Genomic DNA, 12,624 nt, shown 5'->3' with positions numbered 1-12,624 from the left:
CCCCCGTACGACGTACGGGGGCGGCGGCTTCTTTCCGTTCGGGATCTGGTGAGTTGACCTGACGGGCGTTACCTTCCCGCGCATGACCGAGATACCGGCGCCCGTCCCGGCCCCTGTCCCCGTCGACCAGCTCCACTTCGCGATGCCGCCCGTCCACGCGACCGCCGCCGAGGAGCGCGCCCACCGCAAGCAACGGCTCGCCGCCGCGCTCCGGATCTTCGGGCGGTTCGGATACGAGGAGGGCGTGTCCGGGCACATCACCGCCCGCGACCCCGAGCACCCCGACTGCTTCTGGGTGAACCCCTTCGGCGCTCCCTTCGGCGAACTCACCGCGAGCGATCTGATCCTGGTCAACGGGGACGGCCAGGTCGTGTACGGCACCCACCACGTCAACCAGGCCGCGTTCACCGTGCACGCCCAGGTCCACCGGGCCCGGCCCGACGTCGTGGCCGTCGCCCACACCCACTCGCCGCACGGCAGGGCGCTCGCCGCGCTCGGCGAGCTGATCGACCCGATCACCCAGGAGGCCTGCGCCTTCTACCAGGACCACGCCCTCTACGACGCGTACACGGGTGTCACGGTCGACCCGGAGGAGGGCCGGCGCATCGCGATCGCGCTCGACACCTTCAAAGGGATCGTGCTGCGCAACCACGGGCTGCTCACCGTCGGTTCGTCGGTCGACGCGGCCGCCTGGTGGTTCATCGCCATGGAACGGTGCGCCCAGGTGCAGCTGACCGCCCGGGCCGCGGGCAAGCCGGTGCTCATCGACCACCGCGACGCCGTCGCCACCCGCGAACAGCTCGGCAACGACCTGGTGGCCTGGATCAACTACCAGCCGCTGTGGCGGCGGATCAGCCACACGGAGCCCGAACTCCTGTCGTAGAACACTCCTTTCCGTCAATGTGATGACTCTTCAATCACTCCCGTGCGAGGGGTGCCGGACCCTGTCGACGGGCAAAGTGTGCGGCACAATTCCCAGGAATCGACAGCCAGTTGACCGATCGGGAAGGGGGCGGCGCAGTGGCGGTGCAAGAGGCGAGACAGTGCGGGGCGGACGCGGAGGGCGGCGGCTGCCCGCACTGCGGACGCTCCGGCCACCGGCGGGCCGTCGCCGCCTTCCTCGCCCGGCGTGACGAACTCGCCGCGGGACACGGCGTGCCCGCCGCCCTCGCCCACTCTCCGGTCGCCTCCCGCCAGTGGGTCTCCGACGAACTCGCCCAGTCCGCCCGCACCGTCGCCGCCCGCGGTCTCGAGGCCGGCGCCGCCCGGTCCGGCCGGGTGTACCGCGGCACCCTCGCCGCCCTGTGGGGCGGCGTCCTCGCCCTGCTCCTCGGACAGGCGCTCACGGCCCTCGGCACCGGCTGGACCGGCACCCGCACCGCCGGGCTCGGCGCCGCCGTGCTGCTCGCCGCCGCCCTGACCGCCGCGGCCCGGCTGCACCGGGACCGCGGCGGGGTCCTCGCCCCGCTGCTCGGCGAGGACAACCGGATCTCCACCACCCGTACCGTCGCCGCCTGCTGGCTCCTCCTCTCCGTCTTCGCCGTCCTCCACCTCTCCCTGCTCCTGGCCGGCGACGCGCCCTCCGTGGACCTGGGCCTGCGGCGCGGCGCCGGGCTCCTCGCCGTGCTCGTCCTGGCCGGCTGGTCCGCCGTCACCGCCCGGCTGATCGTGGCGCTGCGCGTCGCGGCCCGGCGGCTGCAGAAGGTCCGCGCCGACCGGCCACGCCCGGCCGACCTGCTGTGCGACGACGACGGGCGGGCCGATCTGGCCGACGTTCAGTACGTCCTCGTCTCCGCGGCCGTCCTCGTCGTTGCGGCCGTCCGGCTGTGCCGGGCCCCGGACCGGCTGCCCGAACTGCCCTGGGCGCTCGTGCTGCTCGTCGCCGTCTCGGTGACCTGCCTGCTCGCCGGCAAGAGCGTCCAGGGCGGGCGGCCCAAGATCTTCTCGATCGTCCGGGCCCGCGAGGCGGGCGACCTCGACGCACCGATCCGCACCGGCGACGACATCGAGATCCGCGGCAGCGGCTTCGTCCCGGCGGGAGCGGCCGCGCCCGAACCGCTGACCCGGCTGGTCGTCCGGATCGGCCCGGTCCACGCCCACGTCCCCCTCGTCCCCGTCCCCGGCGGCTTCGCCAACCCGACCGACACCACCCTCACCGTCCCGCTCCCGGCGGACGTGGAACCGGGCCGGGTGGAGGTCTCGGTCGTGACGGCCGCCGGCGTCGAGACGAACCGGGTCACCATCGACGTCCTCGACTGACCGGCTTCCTCGACTGACCGGCTTCACGGGGAACTCCCGGCCCCGGGAATGTCCTCGCACAGGCAATCCGAGGACAATCGTTGCCTGGAGACGGGTACGGGGCACGAGAGGCGGCCGGCATGACGGGACGTACGGACGGAACGACGTGGGGCCGTGGCTCCGACTCCGGGGACCGGCCGGGCGGCCCCGGCGGGGTCGAGGTCTGGAGGGCCCTCGCCACCCGCTACGCGCTTGTCCCGCTGCGGATCTTCCTCGGTGTCACCTTCATCTACGCCGGTCTCGACAAGCTGACCGACTCCTCCTTCCTGGCCGACACCGGACCCGAGTCCATCGGCGAGGTCATGCGAGGGGTCCGCGACACCTCGGCGCTCCCCGCCCTCGTCGACCTGGCCCTCAACAGCCCGGTCGGCTTCGGCTACGCCATCGCGCTCGGCGAGCTCACCGTCGGCCTCGGCACCCTCTTTGGACTCTTCGCCCGGGTGGCCGCGCTCGGGGGAGCGCTGATCTCGCTGAGCCTGTGGCTGACCGTCAGCTGGCAGGTGAACCCGTACTACCTCGGCAACGACCTGGCCTATCTCATGTCCTGGCTGCCGCTGCTGCTCGCCGGTGCTCCCGTGCTCTCCCTCGACGCGCTCCTCGCCGACCGGCGGCGTATGAGATAGGCGGTCCAGGAGGTGACGGCCGCGAGGCCGAGGCCTCCGCAGAGGACCGGTATCACCACGTACCAGGCGACGGACCAGGTGCCTGCCGCGTCTGCCAGGAACAGGGCCGCGAGGGCCAGGGCCGCCAGGCCCAGGACCATCCGGCCGGGGCGGAACTCATGCAGCAGCACGGACGACCTCCACCTGTCCGAGACCGACCTCCAGGAAGAGGTCGACGGTGCCGCCCGGCGTGACACCGGGGGGCGGAACCAGCGTCCGGGTCTCGTCGAGATCCGGCGCGATGTCGATGTCACCCGCCGGCTCCGACGGCGGCCCGGGTGTGGCGGCCGGTGCCAGGGTCGGCGCCGGCGGCACGCCGGTCGCCGCCGGCCCGTCCGAGGGGCGAGCGGGAGCCGCCGTCGGGGCGGTCGGGGCGGTCGGGGCGGTTGCGGCGGCCGTCGGGGCGGCCGGTGGGGCGGTCGGGGCGGCCGACGGGGCCGGGGGCCGGGCCGGCTGGTCCGGCGGCAGCATGAGATCGCCGAGGCCCACCTGGGCGCGCAGCGTCACCGTCGCGTTCCGCGGCACGATCACCTTCACCTTGCCCGCGCCCACCTCCACCCGCGTCGACACGGTCGTCCCCGCCGGGACCGCGAGCTGGGACAGGTCGAGCGTGCCGACGCCGGTGCCCAGCTCGTACCGCGGCTGCACCGCCGCGACCGCCGCCGGGCGCCAGGTCTCCCGCGCCCAGACGGTGGAGATCTCCTTCGGCAGCACCGAGGCGACCGCGAGCAGGCCCGCCGTGAGGACCATGAGGCAGAGCGTGCCGAACCCGGTGCGGCCGAGGAAGCTGCTGACGAGCAGCCCAAGACCGATCACACCGAGCGCGGCCGCGAGTCCGATCTGCAGGCTCGTACCCAGCGGATGCCCGTCCCACGACAGACCCGTGCCCAGACCGCCCGCCATCAGGGCGAACAGGAAGACCAGTCCGCCGATGGACACCGGCTCGCCGCCGACCCGGCGGGACGGCACGGGCCGGCCGGGAGCGCGCTGCGGGCCCCACTGGCCGCCGGGGGTGGGCACCTCGCCGTCGACCCTGCCGTCCTTGTCCACGATGCCGTGCGGACCCCAGAGATAGCCGATGGCCACCTTGCCGGTCGAGCCGTCCTTGACGATCGGGTCCCGCCACCACGACGGGAACTCCACCAGCGGCGGCGCCTTGGTCTCCGGCGGTGCCTCCGCGACAGCGAGCGCCGCGGCCGGGTCTATCCGGCCGCCCTCCTCGGCCGTCGCGGCGACCGCCGGCCGCCGCTGCGACCAGACCGCCGCGCCGCTCAAGCCGAGCGTGAGGACGAGGGCGAACGCCATCGTCCCTCCGTTGCGCAGCATCGACAGGAAGATGCCGCTGCCCACGAGCGCCATCAGCACCGCGGACAGCGAGGAGCCCGAGACCCGGCCGGTGAGCAGTCTGCGTCCCTCGTTCTCCTCCTCGCCCGCGAGCGGGATCACCAGCCACGCGAAGCCGTAGAAGATCAGCCCGACGCCGCCGGTCACCGCGAGCACGCCCAGCGCGACCCGGAAGATCACCGGGTCGAGGTCGAAGTGCCGGCCGAGACCGCCGCACACGCCGGCCACGACCTTCTGCCCGCGCGAGCGGCGCAGGGGCGGGGCGGACCGGGCCTCCGCCGGCGGCGGGGCCTCGTGGTGCGAAGGCGTCGAACTCGTCATGGCTCCATGGTGACCGGCCGTGACGCCCCGCGGCACCGGGACCGACCCTGCCTTGACCCTGATCTTCCGCGGCCCGTCGACCCCGAGACGGTTCCGGGGCCGATATCCGGGCCGACCCTGATGCCCGCGGGCGGCCGAACGTGTGACGATCGGTCCATGTCCGCAGCCGCTCGTGTCACCGACCTCGACGAACCGCCCGTGCGCAGGCTCTACCGGAGCGCCGACGGCCGGTGGCTCGGCGGTGTCGCGCGCGGCCTCGCCGGGCACCTCGGCCTTCCCGTGATCTGGGTGCGCGCGTTCTTCGTCGCGCTCCTGCTCGCGGACGGGCTCGGTGCGCTGCTGTACGCGGTGTTCTGGATCGTCGTCCCGCTCGGCGTAGGCGGCCGTTCCGCGCCCCGTCCCGTCTTCGAGACCACCCCGGACGGCCGCAGGCGGCTCCGGAAGCCCGACCGCGGCCAGGTCTTCGCCCTGATCGCGCTCGCGATCGGGATCTCCGTCTTCGTCGGCAGCGTCAACGTCGACAAGCAGGCCGGTCGCTATGTCTGGCCGTCGCTGCTGATCGGCGTCGGCGTCGTCCTCGTCTGGCGGCAGGCCGACAACGCGCGGCGGGCCAGCTGGACCGATCCCGGCCGGCGCCGACGGGTCCTGCAGCTGGTGCGCGGCCTCGTCGGCGTCGCCCTGGTCGGCACCGGCCTCGCCGTCTTCATGGTGGTCCGCGGCTCGGTCGCCCAGCTCGGCACGGCCCTGACCGCCGCCGTCGCGGTGCTCACCGGGATCGCGCTGCTCGCCGGACCCTGGCTGGTGCGGATGTCGCAGGACCTCAGCGAGGAGCGGACGCTGCGCATCCGCGCCCAGGAGCGCGCCGAGGTCGCCGCCCACGTCCACGACTCGGTGCTGCACACCCTCACCCTGATCCAGCGCAACGCCGAGGACCCCGGCGAGGTCCGCCGGCTCGCCCGCGCCCAGGAGCGGGAGCTGCGCAACTGGCTGTACAAGCCGGAGGGCACGGGCAAGGACGAGGACGAGGAGCCGGCCACGCTCGCCGAGGCGGTGAAGCGGAGCGCGGCCGAGGTGGAGGACAAGCACGGCGTCCCGCTGGAGGTCGTGGTCGTCGGCGACTGCCCGCTCGACGAGAAACTGGGCGCGCAGATGCAGGCGGCGCGCGAGGCGATGGTCAACGCCGCCAAGTACGGTGGCGAGGGCGGCCCGGTCCAGGTCTACGCGGAGGTGGAGGGCCGGACGGTCTTCGTCTCCGTGCGGGACCGCGGCCCCGGTTTCGACCTGGACGCGGTGCCGGACGACCGGATGGGCGTACGAGAATCGATCATCGGCCGTATGCAGCGCAACGGCGGATCGGCGCGGCTGAGATCCGTGCCGGGCGGGGGCACCGAAGTGGAGCTGGAGATGGAAAGGGCGGACGGATGAGCGACGAGACCGTGACCGGGAGCGGGGCGGCGCGGGACGCGGAGCGCCGGGTGCGAGTCGTGCTCGTCGACGACCACCGGATGTTCCGTACGGGCGTGCAGGCCGAGATCGGCCGGACGGACGTGACGGGCGTCGAGGTGGTGGGCGAGGCCGCCGACGTGGACCAGGCGGTCACGGTGATCACCGCGACCCGCCCCGAGGTCGTCCTCCTGGACGTCCACCTGCCCGGCGGCGGCGGGGTCGAGGTGCTGCGCCGCTGCGCCGGCCTCATGGCGGCGGCCGAGGACCCGGTCCGCTTCCTGGCCCTGTCGGTCTCCGACGCCGCCGAGGACGTGATCGGGGTGATCCGGGGCGGCGCCCGCGGCTATGTCACCAAGACGATCACCGGCACCGACCTGGTCGACTCGATCTTCCGGGTCCAGGAGGGCGACGCCGTCTTCTCCCCGCGCCTGGCCGGGTTCGTCCTCGACGCCTTCGCCTCGACGGACGCGCCGCCCGTGGACGAGGACCTGGACCGGCTCACCCAGCGCGAGCGCGAGGTCCTGCGGCTGATCGCCCGGGGGTACGCGTACAAGGAGATCGCCAAGCAGCTGTTCATCTCGGTGAAGACGGTCGAGTCCCACGTCTCGGCGGTGCTGCGCAAGCTGCAGCTGTCCAACCGGCACGAGCTGACCCGCTGGGCGACCGCCCGGCGCCTGGTCTAGCGCCCGCGCGCCCCGCCGGGCCGGCCGGGCCCGCCGGGCCTGCCGGGCCGCCGGGCCCGCCGGCCAGGCCAGCCAGCCAGTCGGCCCGTCGGCCGCCACCCGCGTCAGCCGACCCGGGTGGCGCCCGCGAAGGGCATCTCGTCGATCGGCGCGATCCGCACCGGTGCGCCCGGGCGGGGAGCGTGGATCATCTGCCCGCCGCCGATGTAGAGGCCGACGTGGCTGATGCCGGAGTAGAAGAAGACCAGGTCGCCCGGGGCCAGTTCGGAGCGGGAGACCCGGCGGCCGGCGTTGATCTGGGTGTAGGTGGTGCGCGGCAGCGAGACCCCGGCCGCGCGCCAGGAGGCCTGGGTCAGCCCCGAGCAGTCGTAGGCGGACGGACCCGTCGCGCCCCACACGTACGGCTTGCCGAGCTGCGCCCGGGCGAAGGCGATGGCCTCGGCGGCCCGTCCCGTCGCCGTGCCGATCGGGCCGCGGACCGAGGCGGCCCGGTCGGCACGGTCGGGTGCCGTCGCGCCGCCCGTGGCGGCGTCGTGGCTTCCGGCGGCCACGGCCGCGTCGTAGCGGGCCCGTTCCTCGGCGGTGAGCCGGGCGAGCAGCGTGCGGGCGGCGTTCAGCTTGCCCTGGACGGCCGCCTTCTGCCGCCGCAGCTCCGCCTCGTGCGCCTTCAGCTCGCGCAGCCGGCCCTCCGACCGGACGCGCAGCTGCCGGACGGCGGCGAGCTCACGTCGTACGGAGGTGACGGCGGCGGCCTGCCGGTCCCCCGCCTTCTCGGCGAGTGCGGCCCGCTCCAGGTACTGGTCCGGGTCGGAGGTCAGCGCGAGCTGGATCGCGGGGTCGAGCCCGCCGGAGCGGTACTGCGCGGCGGCGAAGGCGCCGAGGGCGTCGCGGGAGCGGTTGAGCCGCTCCGTCCTGCGGGCGGCCTCGTCGCGCAGCCGGTCGAACGCGGCCCGCGCCTGGTCGGCCTGCTCCTTCGCCCCGTTGTACTTCTCCGTCGCGACCTCGGCCTCCTCGTAGAGCCGGTCGACCTCGGCCTTGACCTGTGCGGGAGTGGGCCTGGGCGCGGCGTGCCCGGATCCCTCGAAGACGGTCGCGGTGGCCGCGGAGGCGAGGGCGAGGGTGGCGGCGGTGCGGACGGCCTGGCCGCCGAGCGGGGACTGCCTGGGCTTTCGGTGTGCTGCCACGAGGGCGGGTCACATCCTCTCCCTGTGGGGGACGCTGCCCGCCGGGGCCGGCGGCGGTCCGCACAGGGGAGACGGGCCGCCGCCGGTTTTCTCGGCGGGGGCGGTCGGCAACCGCCGGGATACGGCGGTGGTGGGGAGCCGGCCACCTGGGGGAGGACGCTAAACCTGGCCGCCGCCCGGCGGCCGTCGTTGACCGCTATTGGCGTCGGATGGCGTTTCCGTGACCGTTCCCGTTCGAGGCGACGGCGCTCGGGCGGTGCTTCCCGCAGCCGCCTGACCGAAGCCCCGGAGAAGGTGGACCCGCCCCGGGGCCGCTGCTAGGGCGCGGTTAGGCTCCGCCCCATGGACGTACTCATTCATGTCTTCGTCGCCCTGCACATCATCGGAATCGGCGCACTGCTCGGCGGATTCCTGACCCAGATGAAGGCGATGGGCGCGGGTACGGCCCGCTTCACCCCCGCGATGCTGCACGGCGCCCTGACCATGCTGATCACCGGCGTCGCCCTCGTCGGGCTCAACCAGGCCGACGACCAGACCGTGAACAACGTCAAGATCGGCATCAAGCTCGCCGTCCTCGTGGTCATCCTCGGCCTGGTCTACGTCAAGCGCGACGAGGAGAAGGCCGACAAGGCCCTCTTCGGCGCCGTCGGCGGCCTGACCATGGCGAACATCTTCATCGCCACCCTCTGGGTCTGACCGTCCTCAGGCCGGGCGCACGCTGCCGTAGATCGGCATGTAGTAGATCGACTCCTCGCGGACGTAGGCGCCCGGCTTCGGCGCGTGGATCATCTTGCCGTCGCCGATGTAGATGCCGACGTGGCTGATGTCGTCGTAGAAGAAGACGAGATCGCCGGGGAGCAGGTCGGCGGTGGCGATCCGGGTGCCGACCTTCACCTGGTCCCAGGTCGTGCGCGGCAGATCGACGCCCGCCGCCTTCCAGGAGGCCTGGGTGAGGCCGGAGCAGTCGTACGAGCTGGGGCCGGTCGCGCCCCAGACGTACGGCTTGCCGATCTGCGCCCGCGCGAAGGCCAGCGCCTCGGCGGCCTTCGCCGCGTACGAGGAGTCGCCGGACGTCGGCGGCGTGGGCGCGGGCGTCGGGGTGGGCGTCGGGCTCGGCGTGGGCCGGGCCGCCTCCTCCTGGCGCCTGCGCTCCGCCTCGGCCTCCGCCTTGGCCCGCTCCTCCGCCTTGCGCCGGGCCTCGGCCTCGCGCCTGCGCTCCAGCTCCGCGAGCCGGGCCTTCTCCTCGGCCGTCAGCCGCGCGAGCAGCGTGCGCGCCTCCGCGAGCTTGCGCTGCACGGTCCGCTTGCTCGCGCTCAGCTCCTTCTGCGACGCGGTCAGCTCGGCGAGCCGCCGGGTCGCCTCGGTCCGCTGCTTCGCCGCGGCGGCGCGCCGGGACTCGTACTCGGCGACCGCCGTGCGCTGCCGCTCGGAGAGCCGGTCCATGAGGTGGGTCTGGTCGAAGTAGTCCTGCGGACTGTCGGCGAAGATCAGGGTCGCGGTCGGGCCGACCGCGCCCGCCCGGTACTGGGCCGCGGCGTACGAGCCGAGGGCGCGGCGCGCGGTGTTGATCTCCTCCGTGCGGCGGGCCACGTCGTCGAGGATCCGGTCGACCTCGCGCCGCTTGCGGTCGGTGGCCTCCTTGGCGCGGTCGTACTCCTGGGTGGCCACGCCGGCCTCCCGGTACAGCCGGTCGACCTTCTTCTGGACCTCCTCGACCGTCGGCTTGGGAGCCGGGGCCGTGGGAACCGCCTGGGCGCTCTGCCCGGAGAGCAGCGTGACGGAGGCGAGCGCGGCCGTCGTGACGCCGACGGCGGGGGAGTGGGGGCGGGTGGTGCGCGGCTTGCGATGGGACGCCAAGGCCGGCATCTCCTTCCGTGGACGCCGGTCACCACGAGGCTCAAGTGGCGTGGGGAAGAGCCCGTTTCGGCGTGGGCCGCCCGCTCGGCGTGGTTCGCCGACGGTGGAGAGCGGTAGGGGACGGGCTGCTTGGGCGAGCACGCTAGCGAGCGGTGGGACGCCTGGGAAGGCCGGTGCGCCTTATGTCCGATACATTTCCGTGACCTGAAGCGGATCGTCGCCCTCCGTGAGTTCGCGGTCACTTCCGGGGACAGGAGCGGACTGTCAGTCCGGCGTCCTAGACTCGTGAGGCGATGAGCAACAGCCTCTTTGACGACAGCTTCCTGGCGAGCCTCCAGAACCACTCCTCGGAGGAGCCTCCGCCCCTGCCCGAGGACGACGAGCACGGCGCCCCGGCCGTGGAGGAGGTTCCGCACGACCTCTTCGGGGAGCACTTCGACGCGCCCCCGGCCGACCGGGACGCGTACTACCGCGACGGCGCCCACCGGCCCGTCGTGGACCCCGCCGCGCTCCTGGACGGGCTGAACGAGCAGCAGCGCGCCGCCGTCGTCCACACCGGCTCCCCCCTGCTCATCGTCGCGGGCGCCGGCTCCGGCAAGACCCGGGTGCTCACCCACCGCATCGCCCACCTCCTGGCCACCCGGCACGTCCACCCCGGCCAGATACTGGCGATCACCTTCACCAACAAGGCCGCGGGCGAGATGAAGGAGCGCGTCGAGCAGCTCGTCGGCCCGCGCGCCAACGCCATGTGGGTCTCGACCTTCCACAGCGCCTGCGTGCGCATCCTGCGCCGGGAGAGCAAGAAGCTCGGCTTCACGTCCTCCTTCTCGATCTACGACGCCGCCGACTCCAAGCGCCTCATGGCGCTGGTCTGCCGCGACCTGGACCTCGACCCGAAGCGGTTCCCGCCGAAGTCCTTCAGCGCCAAGATCTCCAACCTGAAGAACGAGCTGATCGACGAGGAGACCTTCGCCGACCAGGCCGCCGACGGCTTCGAGAAGACCCTCGCCGAGGCCTACCGGATGTACCAGGCCCGGCTGCGCGAGGCCAACGCGCTGGACTTCGACGACATCATCATGACGACGGTCCACCTGCTCCAGGCCTTCCCGGACGTCGCCGAGCACTACCGCCGCCGCTTCCGGCACGTCCTCGTCGACGAGTACCAGGACACCAACCACGCCCAGTACACCCTCGTCCGCGAGCTCGTCGGCACCGGATACGAGGACCTGGCCCCGGCCGAGCTGTGCGTCGTGGGTGACGCCGACCAGTCGATCTACGCGTTCCGCGGCGCGACCATCCGCAACATCCTCCAGTTCGAGGAGGACTACCCGGACGCGACCACGATCCTGCTGGAGCAGAACTACCGCTCCACCCAGACGATCCTGTCCGCCGCCAATGCCGTCATCGAGCGCAACGAGTCCCGCCGCCCCAAGAACCTGTGGACCAACGCGGGCGCCGGCGCGCAGATCACCGGCTACGTCGCCGACACCGAGCACGACGAGGCCCAGTTCGTCGCCGACGAGATCGACCGGCTCACGGACGCGGGCGACGCCAAGGCCGGCGACGTCGCGGTCTTCTACCGCACCAACGCCCAGTCCCGCGTCTTCGAAGAGATCTTCATCCGCGTCGGACTGCCCTACAAGGTCGTCGGCGGCGTGCGCTTCTACGAGCGCAAGGAGGTCCGTGACGTCCTCGCCTACCTGCGCGTCCTCGCCAACCCCGAGGACAACGTGCCGCTGCGCCGCATCCTCAACGTGCCCAAGCGGGGCATCGGCGAGCGCGCCGAGGCGATGATCGACGCCCTCGCGCTGCGCGAGAAGATCACCTTCCCGCAGGCCCTCAAGCGGGTCGACGAGGCGTACGGCATGGCGGCCCGCTCGGCCAACGCCGTCAAGCGCTTCAACACCCTCATGGAGGAGCTGCGCACCATCGTCGACTCGGGCGCCGGACCCGCCGTCGTCCTGGAGGCCGTGCTCGAACGGACCGGCTACCTCGCCGAGCTGCAGGCCTCGACCGACCCGCAGGACGAGACCCGCATCGAGAACCTTCAGGAACTCGCCGCCGTGGCCCTGGAGTTCGAGCAGGAGCGGGGTGAGGAAGGGGGCTCGCTCGCCGAGTTCCTGGAGCAGGTCGCGCTCGTCGCCGACTCCGACCAGATCCCCGACGAGGACGAGGAGGGCTCCGGCGTCATCACGCTGATGACTCTCCACACCGCCAAGGGCCTGGAGTTCCCGGTGGTCTTCCTCACGGGCATGGAGGACGGCGTCTTCCCGCACATGCGCGCCCTCGGCCAGACCAAGGAGCTGGAGGAGGAGCGGCGCCTGGCGTACGTGGGCATCACCCGCGCCCGCGAACGCCTCTACCTGACCCGCTCCGCGATGCGCAGCGCCTGGGGCCAGCCCTCGTACAACCCGGCCTCGCGCTTCCTCGAGGAGATCCCCGCCACCTACCTGGAGTGGAAGCGGACCGGCCCGATGGCCAAGCCCGCCGGGCCGACCTCGGGCATCACGTCCGCGCTGTCCTCGTCGCGCTCCCGTTCCGGCCCCTCGGGCTTCGCGACCCGGCGTACCACCGACAAGCCGGTGATCACGCTCCAGGTCGGCGACCGGGTCACGCACGACCAATTCGGCCTCGGCACCGTCATGGCGGTGCAGGGCGCGGGCGCCGACGCGCAGGCGACGATCGACTTCGGCGACGAGAAGCCGAAGCGACTGCTGCTGCGGTACGCGCCGGTCGAGAAGCTGTAGTCACGCCGACGTACGAGGAGGGGCCCCGGCCGTGTCGGCCGGGGCCCCACCACGGGGGGACGGGGTAAGCTGGTCGGGTCGG

The 12,624-nt window shown here is 73.2% G+C and carries 10 protein-coding genes; 7 read left to right on the top strand and 3 right to left on the bottom strand.

Annotation, left to right across the window (positions count from 1 at the left end; all coding sequences use genetic code 11):
• Window positions 1-82 precede the first annotated feature (82 nt).
• The 3 genes from ACFVGS_RS35510 to ACFVGS_RS35500 all read left to right on the top strand — a co-directional run bounded on the left by ACFVGS_RS35510 (window position 83) and on the right by ACFVGS_RS35500 (window position 2,921).
• On the top strand, window positions 83-883 hold the full coding sequence (locus tag ACFVGS_RS35510) for a class II aldolase/adducin family protein (RefSeq protein WP_385696417.1): 801 nt from the start codon (window positions 83-85) through the stop codon (window positions 881-883).
• Window positions 884-1,020: 137 nt separating this feature from the next.
• A complete protein-coding gene (locus ACFVGS_RS35505; RefSeq protein ID WP_384423258.1) occupies window positions 1,021-2,259 on the top strand; it encodes a hypothetical protein in 1,239 nt (412 codons plus the stop codon).
• A gap of 119 nt (window positions 2,260-2,378) precedes the next feature.
• Entirely contained in the window at window positions 2,379-2,921 is a 543-nt protein-coding gene (locus ACFVGS_RS35500) for a DoxX family protein (protein ID WP_385696414.1), read from the top strand.
• A gap of 156 nt (window positions 2,922-3,077) precedes the next feature.
• On the opposite strand, the gene ACFVGS_RS35495 is transcribed toward ACFVGS_RS35500, so the two are convergent.
• Window positions 3,078-4,625: a PspC domain-containing protein gene (locus tag ACFVGS_RS35495; protein WP_385696411.1), complete on the bottom strand. Its 1,548-nt coding sequence runs from the start codon at window positions 4,623-4,625 to the stop codon at window positions 3,078-3,080.
• A gap of 156 nt (window positions 4,626-4,781) precedes the next feature.
• Between ACFVGS_RS35495 and ACFVGS_RS35490 the strand changes: the two genes are divergently transcribed.
• Window positions 4,782-6,050 carry a PspC domain-containing protein gene (locus ACFVGS_RS35490; RefSeq protein WP_384423263.1) on the top strand — a complete coding sequence of 423 codons (1,269 nt, stop codon included), beginning with the start codon at window positions 4,782-4,784 and terminating at the stop codon, window positions 6,048-6,050.
• Window positions 6,047-6,754 carry a LuxR C-terminal-related transcriptional regulator gene (locus tag ACFVGS_RS35485; protein ID WP_384423265.1) on the top strand — a complete coding sequence of 236 codons (708 nt, stop codon included), beginning with the start codon at window positions 6,047-6,049 and terminating at the stop codon, window positions 6,752-6,754. Before ACFVGS_RS35490 ends, ACFVGS_RS35485 begins: the two co-directional genes overlap by 4 nt.
• A gap of 104 nt (window positions 6,755-6,858) precedes the next feature.
• On the opposite strand, the gene ACFVGS_RS35480 is transcribed toward ACFVGS_RS35485, so the two are convergent.
• Window positions 6,859-7,938, bottom strand: a complete 1,080-nt coding sequence (locus ACFVGS_RS35480; RefSeq protein WP_385696408.1) for an NlpC/P60 family protein — start codon at window positions 7,936-7,938, stop codon at window positions 6,859-6,861.
• Between the two features lie 342 nt (window positions 7,939-8,280).
• Between ACFVGS_RS35480 and ACFVGS_RS35475 the strand changes: the two genes are divergently transcribed.
• The gene (locus ACFVGS_RS35475) at window positions 8,281-8,634 is read left to right on the top strand and encodes a hypothetical protein (RefSeq protein WP_384423269.1); all 354 of its coding nucleotides are present in this window, start codon (window positions 8,281-8,283) and stop codon (window positions 8,632-8,634) included.
• Window positions 8,635-8,640: 6 nt separating this feature from the next.
• Here the strand turns inward: ACFVGS_RS35475 and ACFVGS_RS35470 are convergent, their stop codons facing one another.
• Window positions 8,641-9,804: an NlpC/P60 family protein gene (locus tag ACFVGS_RS35470; protein ID WP_384423271.1), complete on the bottom strand. Its 1,164-nt coding sequence runs from the start codon at window positions 9,802-9,804 to the stop codon at window positions 8,641-8,643.
• Between the two features lie 284 nt (window positions 9,805-10,088).
• Here ACFVGS_RS35470 and pcrA point away from each other — a divergent pair, with 284 nt between their 5' ends.
• The gene (gene pcrA / locus ACFVGS_RS35465) at window positions 10,089-12,542 is read left to right on the top strand and encodes a DNA helicase PcrA (protein ID WP_385435760.1); all 2,454 of its coding nucleotides are present in this window, start codon (window positions 10,089-10,091) and stop codon (window positions 12,540-12,542) included.
• The last annotated feature ends 82 nt before the right edge of the window (window positions 12,543-12,624 follow it).

It is taken from the genome of Streptomyces sp. NPDC127114 (assembly GCF_042677525.1).
Lineage (GTDB): Bacteria > Actinomycetota > Actinomycetes > Streptomycetales > Streptomycetaceae > Streptomyces.
This window is presented reverse-complemented; position numbering and strand designations above follow the sequence as displayed.

Bases quoted from the DNA above. Each gene is read 5' to 3' on its own strand.
- ACFVGS_RS35500 (WP_385696414.1), top strand. From the start codon at position 2,379: ATGACGGGACGTACGGACGGAACGACGTGGGGCCGTGGCTCCGACTCC.
- ACFVGS_RS35490 (WP_384423263.1), top strand. From the start codon at position 4,782: ATGTCCGCAGCCGCTCGTGTCACCGACCTCGACGAACCGCCCGTGCGC.
- ACFVGS_RS35470 (WP_384423271.1), bottom strand. From the start codon at position 9,804: ATGCCGGCCTTGGCGTCCCATCGCAAGCCGCGCACCACCCGCCCCCAC.
- ACFVGS_RS35475 (WP_384423269.1), top strand. From the start codon at position 8,281: ATGGACGTACTCATTCATGTCTTCGTCGCCCTGCACATCATCGGAATC.
- pcrA (WP_385435760.1), top strand. From the start codon at position 10,089: ATGAGCAACAGCCTCTTTGACGACAGCTTCCTGGCGAGCCTCCAGAAC.
- ACFVGS_RS35495 (WP_385696411.1), bottom strand. From the start codon at position 4,625: ATGACGAGTTCGACGCCTTCGCACCACGAGGCCCCGCCGCCGGCGGAG.
- ACFVGS_RS35510 (WP_385696417.1), top strand. From the start codon at position 83: ATGACCGAGATACCGGCGCCCGTCCCGGCCCCTGTCCCCGTCGACCAG.
- ACFVGS_RS35485 (WP_384423265.1), top strand. From the start codon at position 6,047: ATGAGCGACGAGACCGTGACCGGGAGCGGGGCGGCGCGGGACGCGGAG.